This window comes from Macrococcus sp. DPC7161, from assembly GCF_004117835.1.
In the GTDB taxonomy this organism is placed as follows: domain Bacteria; phylum Bacillota; class Bacilli; order Staphylococcales; family Staphylococcaceae; genus SDSC01.
This window is the reverse complement of the sequence record NZ_SDSC01000001.1, coordinates 44,591-67,505: the sequence shown is the minus strand read 5'-3', so window position 1 is coordinate 67,505 and position 22,915 is coordinate 44,591. Positions and strand designations below refer to the sequence as shown.

Annotated in this window: 22 protein-coding genes; 7 read left to right on the top strand and 15 right to left on the bottom strand. The window is 32.0% G+C overall.

Annotation, left to right across the window (positions count from 1 at the left end):
- Window position 1 precedes the first annotated feature (1 nt).
- The 6 genes from ER639_RS00300 to ER639_RS00275 form a co-directional block, all read right to left on the bottom strand.
- Window positions 2-1,354, bottom strand: a complete 1,353-nt coding sequence (locus tag ER639_RS00300; protein ID WP_129063751.1) for a TrkH family potassium uptake protein — start codon at window positions 1,352-1,354, stop codon at window positions 2-4.
- Between the two features lie 13 nt (window positions 1,355-1,367).
- Window positions 1,368-2,957, bottom strand: coding sequence for a S1C family serine protease (locus ER639_RS00295; RefSeq protein ID WP_129063750.1), 1,590 nt, complete (start codon window positions 2,955-2,957; stop codon window positions 1,368-1,370).
- Window positions 2,958-3,074: 117 nt separating this feature from the next.
- Window positions 3,075-3,848, bottom strand: coding sequence for a TerC family protein (locus tag ER639_RS00290; protein ID WP_129063749.1), 774 nt, complete (start codon window positions 3,846-3,848; stop codon window positions 3,075-3,077).
- A 128-nt stretch (window positions 3,849-3,976) separates the two neighbouring features.
- Window positions 3,977-5,539 carry a peptide chain release factor 3 gene (locus ER639_RS00285; RefSeq protein WP_129063748.1) on the bottom strand — a complete coding sequence of 521 codons (1,563 nt, stop codon included), beginning with the start codon at window positions 5,537-5,539 and terminating at the stop codon, window positions 3,977-3,979.
- Between the two features lie 10 nt (window positions 5,540-5,549).
- Window positions 5,550-5,789 carry a YueH family protein gene (locus ER639_RS00280; RefSeq protein WP_129063747.1) on the bottom strand — a complete coding sequence of 80 codons (240 nt, stop codon included), beginning with the start codon at window positions 5,787-5,789 and terminating at the stop codon, window positions 5,550-5,552.
- Between the two features lie 11 nt (window positions 5,790-5,800).
- On the bottom strand, window positions 5,801-7,282 hold the full coding sequence (locus tag ER639_RS00275; RefSeq protein ID WP_129063746.1) for a UDP-N-acetylmuramoyl-L-alanyl-D-glutamate--L-lysine ligase: 1,482 nt from the start codon (window positions 7,280-7,282) through the stop codon (window positions 5,801-5,803).
- Window positions 7,283-7,519: 237 nt separating this feature from the next.
- Here ER639_RS00275 and ER639_RS00270 point away from each other — a divergent pair, with 237 nt between their 5' ends.
- Entirely contained in the window at window positions 7,520-8,686 is a 1,167-nt protein-coding gene (locus ER639_RS00270) for a diglucosyl diacylglycerol synthase (RefSeq protein WP_129063745.1), read from the top strand.
- Window positions 8,664-9,866, top strand: coding sequence for a lipoteichoic acid biosynthesis MFS flippase LtaA (gene ltaA, locus ER639_RS00265; RefSeq protein ID WP_129063744.1), 1,203 nt, complete (start codon window positions 8,664-8,666; stop codon window positions 9,864-9,866). Before ER639_RS00270 ends, ltaA begins: the two co-directional genes overlap by 23 nt.
- Before the next feature lie 31 nt (window positions 9,867-9,897).
- Here ltaA and galU read toward each other — a convergent pair whose 3' ends face one another.
- Both galU and ER639_RS00255 read right to left on the bottom strand, forming a co-directional pair.
- Window positions 9,898-10,770, bottom strand: a complete 873-nt coding sequence (gene galU, locus ER639_RS00260) for a UTP--glucose-1-phosphate uridylyltransferase GalU (RefSeq protein WP_129063743.1) — start codon at window positions 10,768-10,770, stop codon at window positions 9,898-9,900.
- A gap of 7 nt (window positions 10,771-10,777) precedes the next feature.
- Window positions 10,778-11,875 (bottom strand): AI-2E family transporter, encoded by a 1,098-nt coding sequence (locus ER639_RS00255; RefSeq protein ID WP_129063742.1) that lies wholly within the window; start codon window positions 11,873-11,875, stop codon window positions 10,778-10,780.
- A 135-nt stretch (window positions 11,876-12,010) separates the two neighbouring features.
- Between ER639_RS00255 and ER639_RS00250 the strand changes: the two genes are divergently transcribed.
- A complete protein-coding gene (locus ER639_RS00250; RefSeq protein WP_129063741.1) occupies window positions 12,011-12,706 on the top strand; it encodes an alpha/beta hydrolase in 696 nt (231 codons plus the stop codon).
- 43 nt (window positions 12,707-12,749) lie between these two features.
- Window positions 12,750-13,259 carry a YjcG family protein gene (locus tag ER639_RS00245; RefSeq protein ID WP_129063740.1) on the top strand — a complete coding sequence of 170 codons (510 nt, stop codon included), beginning with the start codon at window positions 12,750-12,752 and terminating at the stop codon, window positions 13,257-13,259.
- Window positions 13,260-13,321: 62 nt separating this feature from the next.
- Here ER639_RS00245 and fabI read toward each other — a convergent pair whose 3' ends face one another.
- From fabI to ER639_RS00215, 6 genes are all read right to left on the bottom strand, one after another.
- Window positions 13,322-14,095: an enoyl-ACP reductase FabI gene (gene fabI / locus ER639_RS00240; protein WP_129063739.1), complete on the bottom strand. Its 774-nt coding sequence runs from the start codon at window positions 14,093-14,095 to the stop codon at window positions 13,322-13,324.
- Window positions 14,096-14,211: 116 nt separating this feature from the next.
- On the bottom strand, window positions 14,212-16,056 hold the full coding sequence (locus ER639_RS00235; protein WP_129063738.1) for a monovalent cation:proton antiporter family protein: 1,845 nt from the start codon (window positions 16,054-16,056) through the stop codon (window positions 14,212-14,214).
- Window positions 16,057-16,134: 78 nt separating this feature from the next.
- Window positions 16,135-16,977, bottom strand: coding sequence for an RluA family pseudouridine synthase (locus ER639_RS00230; protein WP_129063737.1), 843 nt, complete (start codon window positions 16,975-16,977; stop codon window positions 16,135-16,137).
- The gene (locus tag ER639_RS00225) at window positions 16,974-17,780 is read right to left on the bottom strand and encodes an NAD kinase (RefSeq protein WP_129063736.1); all 807 of its coding nucleotides are present in this window, start codon (window positions 17,778-17,780) and stop codon (window positions 16,974-16,976) included. Before ER639_RS00225 ends, ER639_RS00230 begins: the two co-directional genes overlap by 4 nt.
- A gap of 9 nt (window positions 17,781-17,789) precedes the next feature.
- Entirely contained in the window at window positions 17,790-18,410 is a 621-nt protein-coding gene (gene yjbM / locus ER639_RS00220; RefSeq protein WP_129063735.1) for a GTP diphosphokinase, read from the bottom strand.
- Window positions 18,411-18,420: 10 nt separating this feature from the next.
- Window positions 18,421-18,774, bottom strand: coding sequence for a UPF0738 family protein (locus tag ER639_RS00215; protein WP_240663966.1), 354 nt, complete (start codon window positions 18,772-18,774; stop codon window positions 18,421-18,423).
- Window positions 18,775-18,886: 112 nt separating this feature from the next.
- Between ER639_RS00215 and ER639_RS00210 the strand changes: the two genes are divergently transcribed.
- The 3 genes from ER639_RS00210 to ER639_RS00200 are packed head-to-tail and all read left to right on the top strand — an operon-like array spanning window position 18,887 to window position 20,721.
- Entirely contained in the window at window positions 18,887-19,471 is a 585-nt protein-coding gene (locus ER639_RS00210) for a CYTH domain-containing protein (RefSeq protein ID WP_129063734.1), read from the top strand.
- Window positions 19,472-19,526: 55 nt separating this feature from the next.
- Window positions 19,527-19,898 (top strand): globin domain-containing protein, encoded by a 372-nt coding sequence (locus ER639_RS00205; RefSeq protein WP_129063733.1) that lies wholly within the window; start codon window positions 19,527-19,529, stop codon window positions 19,896-19,898.
- A gap of 40 nt (window positions 19,899-19,938) precedes the next feature.
- Window positions 19,939-20,721: a ClpXP adapter SpxH family protein gene (locus ER639_RS00200; RefSeq protein WP_129063732.1), complete on the top strand. Its 783-nt coding sequence runs from the start codon at window positions 19,939-19,941 to the stop codon at window positions 20,719-20,721.
- 381 nt (window positions 20,722-21,102) lie between these two features.
- Here the strand turns inward: ER639_RS00200 and pepF are convergent, their stop codons facing one another.
- Window positions 21,103-22,911 carry an oligoendopeptidase F gene (pepF, locus tag ER639_RS00195; protein WP_129063731.1) on the bottom strand — a complete coding sequence of 603 codons (1,809 nt, stop codon included), beginning with the start codon at window positions 22,909-22,911 and terminating at the stop codon, window positions 21,103-21,105.
- Between the last annotated feature and the right edge of the window lie 4 nt (window positions 22,912-22,915).

Below are 22,915 nucleotides of genomic sequence, written 5' to 3'. Positions count from 1 at the left end.
TTTAACCAATCATGATTTTTTCTTTTGGATATCGGAATTTATCAATTTCTGCTTTTCCACCAAGCATGATAATAAATGAAATTAAACCGACACGGCCAATAAACATTAATGCCATAATAACTAATTTCGAATACATTGTTAAATCACCCGTTATGCCCAAGGACAATCCGCATGTACCAAATGCACTCATCACTTCAAAGAAAATAGATAATAAACCGAATCTGCCCATCTCAAATTTTAAAATCAATAATAATGCGACAAAGCAAATAATCGTAGCTAATACAATTACAGCAAAAGTACGCTGTATATCACCAGGATCAATTTCTTTATTAAATACTTTTATCGTTGTTCTACCGTTAGAATAATTCAGTAAAAACAAAATTAAGATGGCAAAAGTTGTTGTACGAATACCACCACCAACTGAACTTGGTGAAGAACCGATAAACATTAATCCTGACATAAAAAATCGTGTTGCTTCAGTAAAGCTATTTAAATCAATGGTTGTCAATCCTGCACTTCTTGTGGATGCTGATTGAAACATTGCATAAAATATCGCTTTGTGCCAAGAAATATTTTTAAATGCATGATCATATTCAAAAAGATAAATAACTATCGTTCCTACGATAAATAACAGTGCATATGTTGTCATCGTTAACTTCGCAAATAAACTAAATCTAAAGTTCGGTAATTTATTTTGTAAGTACGTCTTTATTTCAATAATTACAGGAAAGCCAATTGCACCTAATATGATAAGCGCCATTGTTATGGTTTGAACAAAGTAATCATCTGCATAAACATTCATACTCTCTCCCGTAATATCTAAACCACCATTTGTCGTTGCCGATACAGACGCAAACAATCCGTGATATAAAGCCATTTTGACAGAATCCATATCTTTGTAAAAATAAAATGCCAATATCAATGCACCTAAAATTTCTATCACCAACATTGTTCTTACAATTTCAAATATTAATTGAACAATACCACTCATTTTATTTTGATTATTATCCACCATGATCATTTGGCGCTCTCTCATACCTATTTTCTTTCCAAGTATCACCCACAAAAGTGTTCCCATAGCCATGACACCAATGCCACCTAAATTTAAAATAACCAATATAAGCATTTGCCCAAACGTAGAATAAGTTTCTGCAATTGAAACTGGCGTTAATCCTGTAACACTAATGCCAGATACTGCTACAAACATCGAATCGATATATGAGATTTCTACACCAGGTTTATGAACCCAAGGAATTCTCAATAGTAGAAATGAGATGAACATTGCTACTAAATAATAAAGTACAATCCCTTGTTGTGGTGTTAGTTTTTCAAATAATTTATTAAATGATGCCATCTCATCCTCCGCATTATTTTAAATGCATTTTTACTTTGTTTTTACTTTGACCTCTGTAGTATATTACTTCTACTGTGTCACCAAACTTTTTCTCATTAAACATATATTTTCTAAATTCAATTCGACTTTTAATTTTCTTACCATCTAAAGCTACAATCACATCGCTTTGCTGTAACCCAGCACCCTCACCAATAGCATTTGGTTCTACATCTGTAATCACTACACCTTGAGTAACATTACTTGGTAAAGTTGTTTGTAAGCTTGTGACATTTAAATCTTCTAATAATAACCCTAATTTTGGTCTTTTAATACCATGATCGCGTTCTAAAATTTTAATAAACTTTTGAACTTCATTAGATGGAATACTAAAGCCAATGCCTTCTACACCATCCATCGTAATTTTCATTGAATTAATGCCAATTAATTCACCTGATTGATTAATTAAAGCACCACCTGAATTACCTGGATTAATTGCTGCATCCGTTTGAATCACATTCATTTCCCAATCGTACACTTCATCTCCATCGATATCAACAGGAACACTACGATGTAATCCTGAAATAATACCTTGAGATACACTACCTGCAAACATTTCACCTAACGGGCTTCCTATAGCGATAGCCGATTGACCAACGACTGTTTTATCTGAATCACTAAATTTAAGTCCATTAGAAAACTTTTCTTTAGGAATTGTAATGACTGCTAAATCCGTCCACATATCACTGCCAACTACTTTAGCGTAAGCCTTTTTTCCATCGCTCGTTGTTACTTCTATTTTATTCGCATTGCCAATAACATGATGATTTGTAACAATGTAAGCTTTATCACCTTTAACTTTATAAATAACACCACTGCCAATGCCAGCTTCCTCTGGGTTTTGCTTAGCATCTTTTCTAACCACTTTATTTGCTTTTTGTAGATTCACTACACTCACAACATACTTTTTAGCCTTTTGAATCGCCTGTTCAGTAGATACCTCACCATTAACATGGTCACCCTTATAAAAATAGCTAAAGAGCAATATCCCTATTAAAGTACCCAATAACAATGAAAATAATGCTACTGACCATAATGAGCCTTTTTTAGATTTATTTTTATATTCATCCTGATCAGGTTTAGAATGTTCTTTATTAAGATTATTCGTCTCTTGTGATTTCTGTGTATGAACAGGTGTTGACTGGACGTGTTGTGAATGAACTTTTTCTTTTTGAACTGGTTCTTCAATTGATGTTTGATGCGACGTATTTTCTTTTAATTTTGGTTCTTCTTGAACCGTTGCATTTTGTTTGTCTGAATCAATTGAAGTGAAATCTGAATCTTGTTCTTTTGTATCCTCACCATCATTGACCGGTCCATCAATGTTCCCATTTTCAATTTCCGGGTTGGCTACGTCTTGATTTAATTCATTGATTTTACTTTGTTCAAATGCATGATTTTGCTTAGAAATTTCATCTATTTTTGAAGCATCCGTTGAATCGTATTGAACTTGAGAAGTATTTTGTTGTTCCGGTGTTTCATGAGGATGTAATCTTTCTTTTTGACCTTTAAAGAATAATCGTTTTGGTCGCTTATAATCTTTTTTTCGAATGGTAATTTTATGCATATGGCCCTCCAAAAAACTTAATATTACAATTATACTAGAGTTTCAGTCAACTTTGTGCAATTTTATTAATAAAAATAAAAAGCGAGTGGCTTCATTTAAAAACCAGCTCGCTTTACATTAATTTTGTGCTTTACGTTTACCACTAAACCATCCAATAGCTAGAATGCCTAGTAAGACAGCCCAGAAAATCGATTGCCATAATAAAGAATGTGGGAAATCATGAGGTAATATTTGAATCTTTTCATGAGACAATACCATTACAATCAGTTTAATACCAACCCATCCAACAATAGCAAATGCCGCTGCTTCTAGATTAGGATTATCATGTAATAACTTCACAAACCAAGTTGCTGCAAATCTCATAATGATAACACCCAACATACCACCTGTGAACATTACAAGAAATTGCCCTAGGTTCATTCCTCCGAATTGCGGTCCTACTTCAGGTAATGTTAATGCGATCGCTATCGCTGCAAGCATAGAATCGATTGCAAAAGCAATATCTGCGAATTCTACTTTTGCAACTGTCATCCAAAAGCCTGAGCCTTTACTTTCGTATTGTTCTTCAAGTTCATGTGCTTCTTCTTCAGATTGTGAATCTCCTGTTTTGTAGAAATCAATTAAATTTTTAATCGACATATAAAGTAAATATGCTGCACCTATTGCTTGAATTTGCCAATACTTCGCTAAATACGCAATGACAAATAAAGACGCAAATCGAAATACAAATGCTCCTAAAAGTCCATAAAACAAAGCTTTTTTCCTTTGTTCTTCTGGTAAATGTTTTACCATTACAGCCATTACAATTGCATTATCTGCAGCCAATAAACCTTCTAAAACAACTAGTACTATTACAATCCATAAATAACTAATTAAAATCGATATATCCATTTATATTCTCCAACCTTAATGTTTAATTTTATACAATATAAAAATCATATAAAAACTATTATACGATAAAAAGCGTATTTACTCATCATAAATACGCTTTTTTAATGAACACTTAATATTAAAACCTATTACAATAAACTGTACAACTTGATTTCTGGGAATTTATCCATAAACCAACGTGTTGCAAATTCATTTTCAAATAAGAATACTTTATTGCCGAAGCGATCATCTACTAAAATAGAACGACTAGAGTTCATCGCATCTCTTATATCTTCTTCATTTTCTATCCATCTAGCAATTTTACGACCAACTGGTTCCATAATGACATCGACATTATATTCATTATTCATACGATGTTCAAATACTTCAAATTGTAATTGTCCAACTGCACCTAAGATGATTTGATTTGTATGAAGTGTACGATATAACTGAATCGCTCCTTCTTGTACCAATTGCTCAATCCCTTTGTGAAAATGCTTTTGTTTCATGACATTTTTCGCTGAAACTTTCATAAAGATTTCAGGAGTAAATTGAGGTAATTTCTCAAATTTAAACTTTTGATTGCCGCCTACTAATGTATCTCCAATTTGGAAATTACCTGAATCGTATAACCCGATAATATCACCGCTTACAGCATGATTAACTGTTTTCGTATCATCTGCCATGAAGCTAGTCGATCTTGAAATTTTTAATTTTTTATCAGTTCTTGTTAACTTTACATCCATACCGCGTTCAAATGCACCACTTACAACACGCATAAATGCAATTCTATCTCGGTGTTGTGGATTCATATTCGCTTGAATTTTAAAGATGAATCCAGAGAAACTTTCATCAAAAGGTGAAACGACTTCACCTTCTTCAGTTTTTCTACCTGATGGCATTGGCGCATGATCTACGTATGCATTTAAAAAGTTTTGTACACCAAAGTTAGACAATGCTGAACCGAAGAATACTGGTGTTAAATCGCCTACCAATAATTTCTCTTTATCAAATGCTTCACCCGCTTCATCAACTAACATCAATTCTTCAATCGCTTGAGTAAACGCTGAATCATTTGAAATAGGATGTGATTCTTCAAGTTCATAATCTTCATTAATGTGTAATAAATTTTCTTCATCTCTAAATGGTTCAATCGTACGTTCTTTACGATCAATAATACCGAAGAAAGATTGACCCATACCGATTGGCCAGTTCATTGGATATGTTTCAATTTCTAATGTTTTTTCAATTTCTTCAAGTAATTCAAATGGTTCTTTTCCAACACGGTCAAGTTTATTAATAAAAGTAAAGATTGGAATACCACGCATTTTACATACTTTGAATAACTTTAATGTTTGAGGCTCAATACCTTTTGCACAGTCAATCACCATGACCGCACTGTCAACTGCCATTAAAGTACGATACGTATCTTCTGAGAAGTCTTCGTGACCAGGTGTATCTAAAATATTAATTTTGTAATGATCATAATCAAATTGCATAACTGAACTTGTAACAGAAATACCACGCTCTTTTTCTACATCCATCCAGTCACTTGTAGCGAACTTGCCTGTTTTTTTCCCTTTAACAGTACCAGCTTCACGAATCGCCCCACCGAATAAAAGTAATTTTTCAGTTAATGTTGTTTTACCAGCATCCGGATGGGAAATGATCGCGAATGTTTTTCTTATTTCTACTTCTTGTTTTAAACTCATTATTTTCTCCTTATGTTTCACTTGTCCATTGACTGATACGTAAAGCTAACTCATTCGCATCATCATGGTCTAAAATATTAAATAAATGTAGATATAAATGTTCTACTAAACTTTCTCCATATAAATCATAGTCAAATTGAATTGAGAAGAAAATATCTGGGATACTGACTAAGAAATTTTCTTCTTTTTTATTCTCATGAATATAAACTTTACATGTTAAATTTTCTCCATTACTTATTCTTATTTTCATAATGCCCTCTTCTAACTTTCTGTTTTTCCGTATTTTTTGTATGCCGCTTCTAATCCAATCAAATCATCACGATGTGGTACTTTAACGTAATTTTTCATAATTTGGTAAGGTTCACGACCTTTAGATGCTAATACAACCATATCACCAGGTTCTGAGACTTCAATCGCATGACGAATCCCTTCTGCTCTATCTTCAAAAGAAATATAATTTTGGTGTGTTGCACCAGATTCTAATGCATCCGTTAACTTTTTAGGATTGTCATTTGCGGGATTATCTGGTGTAAAGATGACGTAATCTGCTCGACAAGCTATGGCTCCCATTTCAGGTGTCTTCGTTAAATCACGCTCACCCGCCATACCAACTAGAAAAATCAATTTACCTTTTACAAAAGGTTGTACTGCATCAATCAGCTTATTCATACCATCGGGTGTATGTGCATAATCAATAATGAGGTCAATTGGTAAGTTACGATCTAAAACTTCTAATCGCCCTTCAACTGCACCTAATTGTTTTGTGACTTTCACTAAATCATTTAATGCGTGCCCTTGTGTCCATAATGCACAAATTGCACTCGTTAAGTTATAAACATTAAATAATCCTAAATAAGGACTTTCAACATCAAATACACCTTCTGGGGTATCTAATTTAAAGGTAGTACCAGATAATGATTCTTGAATATCTAAAGCTTTAAAATCTACAGCTTCATGAATACCATATGTGATGACTTCTCTTGGTGTCGCTAAATTTATCTCTTTTGAATAAGGGTCATCACCATTTACTACTGCGTAACTCGGATTTTCGAAGTCATGGCCAAGTCCAGCAAACAATAATGATTTATGAAATCCATAACGTTCCATTGTGCCATGAAAATCTAAATGATCTTGCGTTAAGTTGGTAAATATGGCCACATTAAAATGCACGCCATTGGTTCTTCCTAAAGCAAGTCCGTGACTTGAAACTTCCATACTCATCGCTTTGACATTATGTTGTAAAGCTTCATTGATATAATGGTTTAATGTAATCGTTTCTGGTGTTGAATTTGTTCCTTTAGCACTATTTTCATTAATTTGAAAACCATTCGTGCCTAAATAAGCAGCACTAATATTTAATGCACGGTGCAATTGATGAATCATCGTAGCAACACTCGTCTTACCGTTTGTACCAGTGACACCATACGTTGTAAGTTGCTTACTCGGAAAATTGTAAATTGCTTGTGCAAAAATACTTGCTACCTTTAAAGTATCTTTTACAACAATTTGGAGGACATCTTCACTGACATCTGGTTGGTATTGATTAACTACGATGACTTTGCATCCTTGTTGAATCACATTTGGAATAAAGCGGTGGCTATCCACTGTATAACCAACACTTGCTACAAACACACTTGATGGAGTAATTTTTCTAGAATCTACTTCAATATGTGTGACTTCATCAGGTATTTTTCCATATATTTTTTTAGCTTTAATCATAGATAATAATGCATTGACTTTCATCAGGTAGCCTCCTTCTTATACAATATTCTATTATACACTACTCTATTAGTTTTGTTCGACATCCAATTCGATTATTTTGTGATATGTAATATGAAAGATATGAACAAATTGTTAAGATACTTACCGTTTTTTGTAATTTTTTTGTAATGTCACATAATATGTTTTCACAAAATACTGATTATGCGTTAAAATAACATAAATGCATAGTGTGTAAATCAATTAACTGGAGTGTGTGGCATGCAAAATAAAAAAATATTGATTCTTACAGGATCTTTTGGAAATGGTCATATTTCTGTAACGAACAGTATCGTGAATCAATTCAATGAAATGAATTTAAAATCTCTCAATATTATTGAACACGATCTTTTCTTGGAAGCACACCCTGTGATTACTAATATCGCAAAAAAATATTACTTAAACAGTTATAAATATTTTAGAAAGAGCTACAAACATTTTTATTATGCCAATCAAAATGACCTTGATCGCTGCTTCTATAAATATTATGGTCTTAATCGGTTAATAAATATTTTAATCAAAGAAAAACCAGATTTAATTCTACTTACATTCCCAACACCGGTTGTTTCGTTGATTAAAGATGCGTTCAATTTAAATATACCAGTTGTAACTGTGATAACTGATTATAATTTTCATAAGAATTGGTATACGCCAAAATCTGAACGTTATTATGTCGCATGCGAAAAAGTTAAAAATGAACTATTAAATATTGGTGTAGATGCTCATCGAATCGAAGTGACTGGCATCCCTATTCATAATAAGTTTGAGCAGAAAAAAGATCGCACTGCATGGCTAACTCAACATCAATTAGATCCATCGAAAAAAACTTTATTAATGGTTGCTGGTGCTTTTGGTGTTGTTGAAGGTTTTAATACAATGCTTGAACGAATGAGTCAAGATGAAACAAAACAATTTGTAGTCGTTTGTGGTAGCAATCAACAATTACTAAATAATTTAAAAAATCAATTTAAGCATGCACATCATGTTTTAGTGATTGGTTACACTCAAGATATGGATCAATGGATGGATGCTTGTGATTTAATGCTTACAAAGCCAGGCGGCATTACTATAACAGAAAGTTTATGTAAAGCCATCCCATTAGTATTCTTTAATCCAGCACCTGGTCAAGAAGGTGAAAATGCCATTTATTTTTCAAATCAAGGCTATGGTCGTATTACACATACTTATGATGAAACAGTACATGTGGTTCAAGATTTATTAAACCATGATAAAGAACTATTAAAATTAAAACAAAATATGCAATTATCCTATAAACCGAATGCAGCAAAAGTGATTTGTGAAGACATTATTTACATGTTGAATGAATCAATGATGACGAAACAATTATTATCGAAAGCTTCACTGTATGCAAAACTTATCTCAAAATAAATATATATCAGGCAAGAACTTTTGGTTCATGTTGATTATTCTGTTTTTAATGGAATTTGCAAGAGGGATGTACATACTAAGTTATTTAACCATATTACCTACAAATAAAACTGGTATTACAGTAGGTATTGTGTCAGTATGTATTTCTCTTCATTTTATTTTTGATGCATTAACGAATTTTACAGTTGGCTTTTTGTTAAAACGATATGGTACAAAACGCGTTTTAAACTTTAGCTTTCTTTTTGGTTTTATAGGTTTAGGATTAATCGTATTTTTTACAACACCAATGACACTTATATTTGCAGCAATTGTTTTAGGAATTGCTGTTTGTCCAATTTGGGTTATTATGTTAAGTTCGGTCAATGATAATGAGCGCACAAAGCAAATGGGTTATGTTTATTTTGCATGGCTTGTCGGTATGATTGCAGGAATGATTGGGATGAACTTACTGATTAAAGTACATCCAACACATTTTTCATTTTTAATGCCGCTCTTTATTCTCATTGCATGGATACTTTACTTTTTTGTCAATGTAGAAGTATCTTATATTGAGAAAAAGTCTTTGAAGGTACAACTCAATAAAATTTATACAGTTGCTAGAAGACATATGAATTTATTCCCTGGCATATTATTTCAAGGTTTAGCAATTGGAATGCTAGTACCCATCTTACCAACGTTCGCGATGAAGCACTTGAATGTTACAACATTAGAATATACATATATTTTAATCGCCGGTGGATTCGGCTGTACCATTTCAATGTTATTTATTTCAAAAATAATGGATCAGATTTCTAAAAAATATACTTATGGCATTATTTTATTAGGATTTATTGTTTATGGTAGTCTCATTTTTTATTTAACAACCGTTACCAATTACTATATTGCTTGTGCTATCGCATTTACGATTGGTATATTTTATGGTTTATTACTACCTGGTTGGAATGCATTTATGGCAAGTGAAATACATGAACAATTAAAAGAAGAAACATGGGGTGTATTCAATAGTATTCAAGGTATTGGAACAATGTTAGGTCCAATTATCGGTGGTTTAATCACTGAGATTTTCCGAGAATCCAAATATACTTTTTATGTTTCAGGTAGTTTGTTCATCTTCTTAGCTTGTTTCTATACTATTTACTTTATTAAACATCGATCAACATTAAAAAAAGACATCCATTAACGGATGTCTTTTTTGCTTTCTTTAGAACGATTTATTCGTATTTTTGTATCAAGTCTTTTAAGAATGGTACCAGTTCATCTTTCATTTCTGAACGCATTGCATATTCCATTGTTGTTTTAACAAATCCAATTTTGTCTCCTACGTCAAAACGATCTCCTTCGAAATCATATGCATATACTGAATCTACTTCATTAACTCTTTGAATAGCATCTGTTAATTGGATTTCTCCACCTGCTCCAATATTTTGTTCTTCTAAATACTCAAAAATATCAGGCGTTAGTACGTATCTCCCCATAATTGCTAATCTTGAGTCTGTTGTACCAAACTTTGGCTTTTCAATTAAATTATCAATCTCATACATGCGACCATCTTGAGATTTACTTTCAATAATCCCATAACGTTCTGTATCTTCGTATGAAACGGTTTTAGCACCGATAACAGATTTTTTTGTTTCATCATATACATTCATAAGTTGTTTGATAGCAGGTACTTCACCGTCAACAATATCGTCCCCTAATAATACAGCAAAAGGTTCATCTCCAATGAACTGCTTCGCTGTCCAAATTGCATGCCCTAAACCTTGTGGTGACTTTTGGCGGACATAAAAGATATTGGCTAAATTCGTTGAATGTTGTACTTTTTCAAGTAATTCTAATTTACCTTTTTCTTTTAAATTTAATTCTAATTCTAACTGTGAGTCAAAATGGTCTTCAATAGCACGTTTATGTTTACCTGTGACGATAATAATATCTTCAATACCCGCTCTTACTGCTTCTTCAACAATGTATTGAATCGTAGGCTTGTCTAAAATCGGTAAAATTTCTTTCGGCATTGCTTTTGTAGCTGGTAAAAACCTTGAACCTAACCCTGCTGCTGGAATGACTGCTTTTCTGACTTTCAAAATATTCTCCTTATCTATCCATTTCTACTTTTTCTTTTTGTTTAATTTTTTCATTTGTTTTTAAAATATATTCATATGTGTTTGTTACGATAACCTTTAATACAGCATATGTTGGCACAGCGACTAATATCGCCATAAAACCACCTAAATTTCCTGCTGCTAATATTACTGTAATGATTGTTAACGGATATATGTTTAACGATTTCCCCATAACATTTGGTGTAATGATATTACCTTCTAATTGTTGTGCAATAAACATAATAATAATGACATAGACAACCATTATTGGATCTTGTATCAATGCAATGATCATTGCAGGTATAATTGCTAAATATGGTCCTAAAAATGGTATTAAGTTTGTCACCATGCCCCATAACGCTAGAATAAGTGCATATTTTAATCCAATTACAAAATAACCAATTAATAATAGCACACCTAAAATGATACTCACAGTCACTTGACCTTGAATATATGATCGTAAAGTTTTATCAATGTCTTTAAATAACTTTGTGACAAATAATTTTTGATCACCTTTAAAAATTTGAGTAACAAAAGGGATAAATTTATCATGGTCTTTTAACATATAAATTAAGAAAAATGGTACTAAAATTAATAAAAACATCGTGGATACAAATGATGTAATTACATTAAATGCATTTGAAATAATTTTACCAATCGAATTATTGATTTTACTTAATGCATCATTAATTTTAGTTTTAGCATCTTCAGGTAACTTATCTCTTTGATCTAACGCTACATTGATATAATGATTCACTTCTTTTTCAATTTTAGGATAACTGTCTACGAAATTTTTAGATTGATCATAAATAACCGGTCCTAAAAATGAGACGAAAATACCGAATGCAATGAACAATAATAACATTATCGATAGGACACTTTGCCAACGTTTAAACTTTCTTTTCTCTAAAAATGTTTGAATTGGTACAGTACAATAATATAAAAATCCGCCTAGAAGAAGCGGTAATAAAATTGATTGTACCACTATAATAATAGGATAAAAAATGTGATTAATTTCTAAAAAGTATTTAATTATAAGAAAAAATAATAACAATCCAATGCCGTATCTAAACCAAACTTTGTTGACCATAATGACCTCCTTAATCTAATTATATTATACATAAATGTATAGTAAAATTGTTAAAATAAAGAATAATTCGAAAATGAAACGCTTACATTACCATAAGGTTATGGTAAAATAAAGCTATGTGTAAAGGAGTAATTCATGTATAAAGGTAAAATTATTAATCCAGAACAAGTTTATAGTAATTATTTGAATCGTGATGTCAAACTTGGTATTTATTTTCAAGATAATACCGTTAAAAGTGATGTTTTAATCTGTCTTGATGGTCAAGATTTCCAGCAAATGGGCCAAATCCACCGTCAATTCGAAGCATTATATCAAAATGAGCAAATACGTCATGCAATCATTGTATTTGTACATTATCCTAATGTTGATATGCGTAAACGTGAATATCACCCTGAAAGTGAATTTCAGTCGCAAATGATCAACTTTGTGATACATGAATTGTTACCTTTTATCGATGAAAACTTCAATACCATCCAATCACCAAACCATCGTTTAGTATTAGGTGACAGCTTAGCTGCAAGTATAGCGTTAGATATTACATTGCATCATTCAAATATGATTAACCAAGCATGCCTATTTAGCCCTATGATTGTAGCGAAATACTTTACACAATTTAATCAACAAGATTATTATATAATTGTTGGTGAAGATGAATTTGATTTTAAATTAATGTCTGGTGAATCTGCTGATTTTTTAACACCGATTCAAGATTTTCATGAACACTTGAATACGTTAGGCGTACATCATTATTATTCAGAAAAAACAGGAAGTCATACATGGAAAGTTTGGAAACCACAAATTGAACATGTATTACAATATTTTTTATCTTAAAATATTGATATAATGGTTATATCAACATCGGGGAGGCAAAACTATGAAGTTAGGTATTGTAATTTTTCCATCTAAAAGTTTTCAGGACACAGTAAACTCTTATCGTAAAAGATACGATGATCATTATCGCGTCATTGCGCCACATATTACGATAAAAGATGCATTTGAAGTTGATGAGCATGAAGTTGAGACAGTCACTCAAAAAATTGCTGAAGTTGCAAAACAACATCAACCAACAGAAATTCATGTAGAAAAAGTTTCTAACTTTGCACCAAGCAACAATGTAATCTATTTTAAAGTTGCTCAAAACGATACTTTAACAAGCATTTTTGAAGCATTAAATGATGGTACTTTCTATGGTAAAAATGTACATCCATTCGTACCACACTTTACAATTGGTCAAGGTTTAACAAGTCAAGAATTTGAAGATATTTACGGTCAATTAAGAATGGCTGGCATTCAACATAACGAAACAATCAGTAAGATTTCATTATGTTACCAATTAGAAAATGGTACTTGGAACACATTAGAAACGTTTAAATTAGGTCAATAATATAAATACCCCGTCATGACTTGGATTTTACTATCATGACGGGGTTTATCAATTTTAAATATTTATTTTACAATGTGGTAGCCACTATCCACATGAATGTTTTCTCCAGTAACACCACTTGATAAGTCCGTTAATAAGTATAGTGCAGTTTTGCCAACTTCTAAAATATCGACATTGCGTTTAAGTGGTGCGCGATCTTCAATCTCTTTTAATATACTATTGAATCCCCCAACACCTTTAGCACTTAAAGTTCTAATAGGTCCAGCTGAAATGGCATTCACTCTGATGCCTTCTGCACCTAAATCTGCCGCTAAATATTTCACACTTGCTTCTAAACTTGCTTTTGCAACACCCATCACATTGTAATTTGGTACCGCAAATTCCCCACCTAAATATGTCGTTGTAACAATTGAGCCATTGTCATTCATAATTTTACTTGCTTCACGACTAACAATTGTTAATGAGTATGCACTGATGTCTTGAGATAACAAAAATCCTTCTCGACTTGTATCGCTGAATCGACCTCTTAAGTCTTCCATATTCGCAAAAGCGATGGAATGAAAGACGCCGTCAATTTTTCCATAAGAGTTGCTAATTGTTTCAAACGCATTTACAACATCTTCATCTTTTTGTACATCACATTGAATAAGAGGTGCATCTTGATTATGAATAAAGTTTGGTAATAACTTCTCAACCGCTTCTTTACTTCTTTCTTTACGGTAAGTAATAATAATTTTTGCTCCAACTTGATCTAATACTTGTGCTACTCCGTAACCAATACTTCTTTTATTTGCAATGCCCATAATGACAAAAGTTTTATCTTTAAAGTTTAACATGATAATCTCCTTATAACTTAGTTTTAATACCTACTACTAATTTTAACAATAAATCCTTAAAATGCAACAAAAGAGTGAGACATTGAATGTCTCACTCTTTTAGGTATACTATCTTATTAAATTAATTCTAATTCACGTTTTAAATCGTCTACGTAATTTCTTGAACCAGTAACAATCAATCGATCTTTAAAATGTAATTCTGTATCCCCGTGCGGCACGATAGAATCTGAACCACGCAAAATACGTACAAAGATGATATCTCCGTTGAAAGGAAATGTTCGTAAAGTCATTTCATGGTAACGTGTGTTTAACATTTCAATCTCATATAGAGAAGTTTCAACGTTTGATAATAAATTCATCATGTTTGGAGATTCAATTAAACCTTTTAATAACGTTTTTGTACTTTGGAATTCACTAAATATCTCAATGCCTTCATTTGCTAAATCATCTTGATCTGTTTTCGTCTCAACACGACAAATCACACGATTAACGCCTTGTTGTTTTGCCATTAAAGCAACTTTTCGGTTAATAGATTTATCATTTGCAGAACATACAACAATATCAAAATCAAATAACCCATGCGCTTCTAATATTTCAAAAGTATATTCTTTTATTTCAACTGTTGTTACATCATTTAAAGTACGATTATCTGAATTGTCTTCTCTGAAAAATAATGTCGGTTCATATAAATTTGATTTAAAACTTTGTGCCAATGGAATCGACAATTGATTCTTCCCAATGAATGCAATTTTAATGACTTTTTGTTCAGTCTTTTGCACTGGGAATAACTTTTTAAAGATAATTGGTACAATGACACAAGTGATTACAGCACTTAATATTAACGTACCACTTAATGCACCGTTAATTGTCCCCAATCGTTCAGCAATTTTAGCACTCGCAATCACCAATGATAATGTTGATGTTAATAAAAATGATGATGCGATAATTGTTTGCTTATCATACCACTTTAACAGTACTGTCATTGGAATAATCTTTGTAAGTAAAAATGTCACAAATAAGATTGGAATGAGTATTAAATAAGATGGATCTCTAAATAGTGCTGGTATATCTAAATCTACCCCAACCATGATAAAAAAGATTGGAATGAAAAAGCCATAGCCAAAACTATCTAACTTATGAATCATATCTTTATCTGGACCTAATAAACTTACGACGCAACCTGCTAAAAAGGCACCTAAAATATTTTCTGCCCCTAAACCTTCAGCAAGTGCTACTAACAATAATATTAATGTAAAGACTGCACGTATACCAATTTGCGTTGTACCTTCATTCAATTTACGTAAAAATGTTGCTTTCTTGAAATAGCCACCAACCATATAAATAATGATGGTAAACACAATTAAAATGCTGATCAACCAAATTGGTGAATCCCCTTTGGCATGCAATGTCCCGTAAAGTGTTAATAACAACATCGTTGCTAAATCCGCAATAACGGCAACCAACAAGATAATTTGGCCGATTGACGTTTGCATTAAATTCATTTCTTTTAAAGTTGGCACAACAACACCAAGCGAAATGGTAGAAATAATAATAATCATTAATAATGGGTCATTTACTAATCCTACCCATTTAAATATATATGCACAAATAACAGATAAGATAAAAATGAACATAAAAATAACATTGGTCAAAATTAAGCGATTTGGTTCTTTTTTACCTTGACTCTCTTTTTTATTTTTATCATCATTTGACTTAAATGCTTTAAAGTCAATTTCTAAACCACTTAAAAACATTAAGAAAATAAAACCGAGCGTTGATAAAATATTTAAAATATCATTGCGTTCGACAAGTCCAAATAAACTTTTACCGATAACGATACCCATTAATATTTCTGCAACAACAACGGGAAGGAAGTTTATCCTAAGTCGATTTAATAATATCGGTGTAACAAAAGCTGCCATTACTACAACAACTAATGAAATTAAATCTGCATGATTCATTAAAACCCTCCTTTAAATACTCAAATTCATACGTTGATAATACATGATTATATTAATACATACAACAATAACTATTACTTAAAGTAATTGCATATCTGTAGGACAAGGACTCGAGATTGTCAAAACTTCATAGGTAATCGGATGTACAAACTTTATTTGAACTGCATGTAATGCATGTCGATTAATCGTATCATCTAATCCATATAAAGTGTCTCCTTGCAAAGGATGATTCATACTAGCGAAATGAACACGGATTTGATGCGTTCTTCCTGTATGAAGTCGTATCCACAATTGACTATATTGATGATTTTTATTTAATAATTGATATTCCGTTCTAGCATGTTTACCATAAATTGATACCATTCTTGTGATAATCGAATCTCTCGCACGTTCAATTGGCGTGCAAATATTTCCATGATTTTTCATATCACCTACAACATTCGCAATATAATATTTCTCAATAATGCCGGTCATCAAATGGTGCATCAATTGATGTTTTGCAAAAACAACAATGCCGCTTGTATTGCGATCTAAACGATTCACAGGATGCGGATTACTTTCATCACCCATTTTTTGAAAATGATACAAAACACGTTCAATTAAACTGTCATGAGGATGTAACTGTGAAGGAATCGTATTCATAAATGCGGGTTTATCAACAATACATATATGTGCATCTTCATAAAGCACAGTGACTTCGCCACTTGAAGGGATTAAATTAGGACTATGAGACTCTTTTGGTAAAATGATTTCGACTACATCTCCGATTGAAAGCTGATACCTTACAGTAACAGGGCATCCATTAACAAGAAGAGCACCATTTTGTTTAATGGTGCTCAAACTTTTTTTGCTAATATTTTGATTTTGTAGAAACGATCTTAGCAATACATTTTCATCTACAACAAAATTTAAGCGGCTCATGTATCAACACTACTTGCAATAAAAGAATCGTGTACACGCTTCCAAAAAGGAAATGGTCTAAATCTTGCAAATCTAATCTTTTCGTCTGCCACTCTACATTGGATGCTTGTCACATTACGGTGATCACTTGTTACATGATCAAATGTTAATTGTAAAGGCCCACTTGTAACTGGTTTAATGTGACATGTATGATGTTTAGGTAACACAAGTGGTGAGCCAACGGTTCTAAATACACGGTTATTAATAGATGCAATTTCAGTAATTTGCATTGCATCTAATGAAGGGTGAATAAGTGCCCCACCTAATGCTTTATTATAAGCTGTTGAACCACTCGGAGTTGAAATGCACAATCCATCCCCTCTAAATCTTTCAAACAAAGTATGTCGAATATCTAAATCTGCAACAAGCGTTGCCCCGTTGTTCGTTTTAACTGTTGCCTCATTTAATGCTAAATATCTTGTTGGTCGTCCAGTTTCATAGTTAACGATGACTTCAAGTAATGGGTATTCAATTTTTTGCATCGGATCATTATTTAATGCAATGATTAATTTTTCAACTTCATGTGGTAGCCAATCTGCATAAAATCCAAGATGACCGGTATGTACCCCAACAAAGCTTACTTCATCTAAACGATGACTATACGTATGAAATGCTTGTAATAAAGTCCCATCCCCACCAACGGAGATAACCACTTCAGGAGCAATCGTATCTTCAATCATTTTAAAGTCATTCATGTAGTTTTTCATTTTATGCATTAACGCATTACTTTTTGAATCACCTTTAGATAAAATCGCGTATTTCATGGTTTCCTCCTATAGACTTCTAGATGCAGAATAATATTTTTGTGCTTCAATGATTTCTTCTCTAATTTCTGACATTTCCTCATCTAATAAATAAGCTGCCTCTGCTGCTCTTTCTAATCTTTTTTGAATTTCTGGTGGATAGGCACCATCATATTTATATCTTAATGTATGTTCAATAGTCGCCCAAAAATTCATCGCCAGTGTTCTAATTTGAATTTCGGCAAGAATGAATTTTTGTCCATTTAACGTTTCGATTGGATATTTAATAATGACATGATAGGAACGATAACCACTTTCTTTGGTATCTTTAATGTAATCACGTTCTTCAACAACTTCAAAGTCTTTACGTTGTCTAATCATTTCCACAACAACATCAATATCATCAACGAACTGGCACATTAAACGCAAACCTGCAATATCATACATTTCCTCACTTAATCGATCAAACTGAATACCACGTTTATTCGCTTTTTCGATAATTGATGGAATTGGCTTTACACGTCCCGTAACAAATTCAATCGGTGACGCCTTACCTTCAGATTGAAATTGCTTTCTTATCCCCTTTAACTTTATCTTTAACTCATCAATGGCCTGTTTATACGGTGATAAAAATAATTCCCATTGGTTCATTAAAACACCTCTATTCTAATTCAAACGCTTTTTCAACACGTTCTACAAATGGCCTACCATAATTGTGGTTTCCTACAATATTATCTAATAATGCATTTAATTCTTCACTAAACTGGGTTAATTCTATTTCACCATATAAATACCAAGATTTATCTTTATTGGCCTTTAGCATATCCCATGTATCTTCAACAAATCTTAAATTATGATAACTTTCAGCACTATCTAATAAATAAACAAATTGAAAATGATCGCTATCGACAACCATAGTACCCGTTGCTGAAACATCCATTTTATCCTCTTCTGTAAATACAGAAACTTTTTGATCTTCAATTTTAATTTCATTCACATGTAAATTCATTGTCATACACTCCTCATGCCTATTATTTTACCATAACTAAAGGCTTACAAAAACTTTTAATATTGTATTGCTTTACTTAAACTTTATACTTATAGATAATATTATTAGGAGTGATAACATGGATAAAAAGGCATTAGAAATAGAATTTAAAAATTTATTATCTTATGAACAATTTGATCAACTTAGACAAGCACTGTTTAGTGATGTAGAAGGCTTTACACAAACTAATTTTTATATTGATACGCCACATTTTGATTTAAAAAATGCCAAAATAGCATTGCGCATTCGAGATATCGGAACTCAAAAAGAAATGACACTAAAAATACCACAGCAAGTAGGTATCATGGAATACAATGGCATAGTAGATGAATCCATTACAATAGAAGAATTTATTCAAACAGATAAAGTACCACAACATATATTAGATGAATTAACGTCACGAAATATTCCTATTGAGCAATTAAAGATATTTGGCGCACTTTCAACAGAAAGATACATTAAATCATATGCTTCAGGCACGTTATTTCTAGATGCGAGTCACTATTTAGATCAATCAGACTTTGAAATCGAATATGAAGTTACGGACTATGAAAAAGGAAAGCAAGAATTTAAAGCATTACTAGAGACCTACAACATTCAACCAACAGAAGTAAAAAATAAAGTACAACGCTTTTACGATAGATATCAAGCACTGATTAGGTAGTAAGCAAATCGCTTTCTTTATTTACAAAAAATGATATATTAAAAAGGTGATAAATATGACAACACCCTATGAATTAATTACAAAAGAAAAATTATATGCAATCATTGATACTTTCTATCAATATGTAGAAAAAGATAATAGAATCAATCATTTATTCCCAGGTGATTTTAAAGAAACTGCAAGAAAGCAAAAACAATTTCTAACTCAATTCTTAGGTGGACCAACGTTATATTCAGATGAACATGGACACCCGATGATGCGTGCTAGGCATATGCATTTTAAAATTGGACAACTTGAAAAAGAAGCCTGGTTAGAGAATATGACAAAAGCAATAGATGCACATCAGTTGGAAAGTGAATTACGCCAATATTTATTAGAAAGGCTCACTTTAACTGCAGAACATATGGTAAACCAATACGATGAATAAACATCAAGTATCAATGAAATAACATTATGGATGTGAAAGTATGAATGGATTACAACTTATTGTTAATCAATATCAACCCAATTTGATTCCAAAAAATAAAATAGAAATCTATTCGTTCTTTGATCCTTTTTGTAAGGATTGTTGGCATCAAAATGCGGTTTTAAGAAAATTACAAATTGAATATCATCAATATGTAGAGATTAAACATATTTTGTTGCCATCATTGAAAGTTTTAACGAAATGCCAAGCACAAAGTTCATCACTTGAAGATAATATCGCACTTGCATACAAGGCAGCTGAAATGCAAGGAAGAAAGAAAGCAAGTCGCTTTTTAAGATTTATACAAAATGAGATTATGCCTAAACAAGATATCATTACAAAAGAACTTGTAATGCATTGCGCCAAAAAGGCAAAACTTGATGTGGATATGTTTTTACAAGACATTAAAAGTCCACACGTTACACAAGCAATTAAATGTGATCAACACATTGCAAACGAAATGGATATTACTATAACACCTACATTAGTATTCTTTAATGAACATATTGAAGATGAAGGATTAAAAGTTGAAGGTGTTCAACCTTACCATATTTATACATACATCGTTAATGAATTGATGGACATTCCCGTTGAAAAGGATTTACCGCCAAATCTCGAATGTTATATTACAGAGCATGAAATGGTGAGTGAACTAGAACTTGAAGTCATTTATGAATGGCCAAGAAATATATTACTAAATGAATTGAACAAACTTAAAATCAGAAATATCATCGAAAAAGTCCATTATGAACATGATTTGTTTTGGAAGAAGAAAGTCATATAAGAGCGTCAGGTACATAAGTGTTTTGACACAAGCAAAAAAACCGAAGCCAAACTAATAAATCGCTTTTTGATTTATTGTTTGCTTCGGTTTTTGTCGTATTGGCAACTTCTGCGCCGATGTTTAGTTATATTCTTTTTTATGAAAAAATAGCAAAAAAAAATACCGTGTCTGAATACACGGTATTAAACAAAGGGGATGGGAGAAATTCTTCACTCAAACAAAGGGGTATGTTTGGTATGTGATTAATTTCATGTATACAATATAGCATGATTCAAACATGCATTCAACTCATCAGATGACTTGTCACAAAAGTGTCACATTGTAAACCTTTTCACAACTTTGAATTTCAAATTTATCTAAACATCCCCCTATCCGTAAGTATTACTTTAACTTTTTAATTAATGCTTCAAATTCATTTAATCTTTCTTCAAATACTTTACATGCCTTTTCAATTGGCTCTGGACTTGTCATATCAACACCAGCAGCTTTTAATACTTCAATCGGATAATCGCTTGATCCTGCTTTTAAGAAGTGATTAATATATCGCTCAACAGCTGGTGCACCTTCATTTAATATTTGTGAACTTAATGCATATGCTGCTGAGTAACCTGTCGCATATTGGTAAACATAATAATTGTAGTAGAAATGTGGTATTCTAGACCATTCATATTGAATCCACTCATCTGTTTCAACCGCTTCACCGTAATACTTTTGATTCAATGCTGCATATTCTTTATTTAATCGTTCTGCTGTAAGTGGTTCATTATTTTCTACTAATGTGTGAATAATATGCTCAAATTCTGCGAACATTGTTTGACGGAATACTGTCCCACGGAATCCATCTAACTGATAATTCAATAAGTATAATTTTTTCTTTTCATCAGTTAATGTATTCATCATGTGATGCGCTAATAATGCTTCATTACATGTAGATGCAACTTCCGCAACAAAGATTGAATAGCCTGCCATATTTGAAGGTTGGTTTTCTCTTGAGAAATAACTGTGTACCGAATGACCAAATTCATGTGTTAAAGTAAATAAGTTATTTACATTATCTGTCCAGTTCATTAAAATAAATGGGTTTGTGCCATATGTCCCTGAAGAATAAGCACCACTGCGTTTCCCTTTGTTTTCATAAACATCAACCCAGCGATTATTTAAGCCTTCTTTAACAACATTAACATAAGATTCACCCATTGGTTTTAAAGAATCTAGCATCCATTGTTTAGCTTCTTCATAACTCATTTCAAATGTTTCGTCTTGAACGAGTGGAGTGTACATATCATACATTTTCATATCATCTAACTGAAGTAATGATTTACGTAATTCTGTATATCGATGTAATAAAGGTAAGTGATCATTCACTGTTTTCACTAAATTATCATATACTGATTCTGGAATATCATTATTCGATAATGCTTGATGACGAGCAGAATGATAATTTCTTACTTTACTTGAAAATACACTCGCTTTGACTTTACCACTTAACGTTTGGCTTAATGTATTATTAAATTTACCGTATTCTCTATACATTGATTCATAAGCATTTTTTCTTAACGTACGATCATTACTTTCTAAATATTGAATATAAGATCCATGTGAAAGTGGATGCGTGTTCCCCTCTTTATCTTGAATCGATTCAAATGTTAAATCCGCATTATTAAACATGCTAAATGTATTACTTGATGCTGATAATGCTTCTCCTGCTTGTGCAAGAATTTTTTCTTCTTTATCACTTAATACATGTTCACGTTTTTTATTAATGCGTTCTAAATCAAATTTAAAGCGTGCTAATCCTTTATTTTCTTCGATAAATGATTTTAATGTTGCTTCGTCAATTTGCATTAATTCAGGTAACATAAAACTCCATCTCGCTGAGAATTCGTTCGCTAAACTTGCAGCTCGTGCTTCAAATGCTGTATATGTTGGATTCGTCGTATCCTCATCGTGTTTTAAATGTGCGTATACGTATAATTTGTTTAATTGCTCATCAATTTCAGCATCAAGTAATAATGCATTAAGCAATGCTTCACTAGATTGGCCTAATGTACCTTGAACAGAATTCTCTTTACCTAAATAACCTTGTAATTTTTCAAAAGCCGCTTCAAATGCTTGATCATCTTTATAAATCGTCGTTAAATCCCATGTATTTTCTATTTTTTGTTCTGAACGTTTCATAATTTCAGTCATAATA

Bases quoted from the DNA above. Each gene is read 5' to 3' on its own strand.
- ER639_RS00300 (WP_129063751.1), bottom strand. From the start codon at position 1,354: ATGGCATCATTTAATAAATTATTTGAAAAACTAACACCACAACAAGGG.
- ER639_RS00295 (WP_129063750.1), bottom strand. From the start codon at position 2,957: ATGCATAAAATTACCATTCGAAAAAAAGATTATAAGCGACCAAAACGA.
- ER639_RS00290 (WP_129063749.1), bottom strand. From the start codon at position 3,848: ATGGATATATCGATTTTAATTAGTTATTTATGGATTGTAATAGTACTA.
- ER639_RS00285 (WP_129063748.1), bottom strand. From the start codon at position 5,539: ATGAGTTTAAAACAAGAAGTAGAAATAAGAAAAACATTCGCGATCATT.
- ER639_RS00280 (WP_129063747.1), bottom strand. From the start codon at position 5,789: ATGAAAATAAGAATAAGTAATGGAGAAAATTTAACATGTAAAGTTTAT.
- ER639_RS00275 (WP_129063746.1), bottom strand. From the start codon at position 7,282: ATGAAAGTCAATGCATTATTATCTATGATTAAAGCTAAAAAAATATAT.
- ER639_RS00270 (WP_129063745.1), top strand. From the start codon at position 7,520: ATGCAAAATAAAAAAATATTGATTCTTACAGGATCTTTTGGAAATGGT.
- ltaA (WP_129063744.1), top strand. From the start codon at position 8,664: ATGCAAAACTTATCTCAAAATAAATATATATCAGGCAAGAACTTTTGG.
- ER639_RS00255 (WP_129063742.1), bottom strand. From the start codon at position 11,875: ATGGTCAACAAAGTTTGGTTTAGATACGGCATTGGATTGTTATTATTT.
- ER639_RS00250 (WP_129063741.1), top strand. From the start codon at position 12,011: ATGTATAAAGGTAAAATTATTAATCCAGAACAAGTTTATAGTAATTAT.
- ER639_RS00245 (WP_129063740.1), top strand. From the start codon at position 12,750: ATGAAGTTAGGTATTGTAATTTTTCCATCTAAAAGTTTTCAGGACACA.
- fabI (WP_129063739.1), bottom strand. From the start codon at position 14,095: ATGTTAAACTTTAAAGATAAAACTTTTGTCATTATGGGCATTGCAAAT.
- ER639_RS00235 (WP_129063738.1), bottom strand. From the start codon at position 16,056: ATGAATCATGCAGATTTAATTTCATTAGTTGTTGTAGTAATGGCAGCT.
- ER639_RS00230 (WP_129063737.1), bottom strand. From the start codon at position 16,977: ATGAGCCGCTTAAATTTTGTTGTAGATGAAAATGTATTGCTAAGATCG.
- ER639_RS00225 (WP_129063736.1), bottom strand. From the start codon at position 17,780: ATGAAATACGCGATTTTATCTAAAGGTGATTCAAAAAGTAATGCGTTA.
- yjbM (WP_129063735.1), bottom strand. From the start codon at position 18,410: ATGAACCAATGGGAATTATTTTTATCACCGTATAAACAGGCCATTGAT.
- ER639_RS00215 (WP_240663966.1), bottom strand. From the start codon at position 18,774: ATGACAATGAATTTACATGTGAATGAAATTAAAATTGAAGATCAAAAA.
- ER639_RS00210 (WP_129063734.1), top strand. From the start codon at position 18,887: ATGGATAAAAAGGCATTAGAAATAGAATTTAAAAATTTATTATCTTAT.
- ER639_RS00205 (WP_129063733.1), top strand. From the start codon at position 19,527: ATGACAACACCCTATGAATTAATTACAAAAGAAAAATTATATGCAATC.
- ER639_RS00200 (WP_129063732.1), top strand. From the start codon at position 19,939: ATGAATGGATTACAACTTATTGTTAATCAATATCAACCCAATTTGATT.
- pepF (WP_129063731.1), bottom strand. From the start codon at position 22,911: ATGACTGAAATTATGAAACGTTCAGAACAAAAAATAGAAAATACATGG.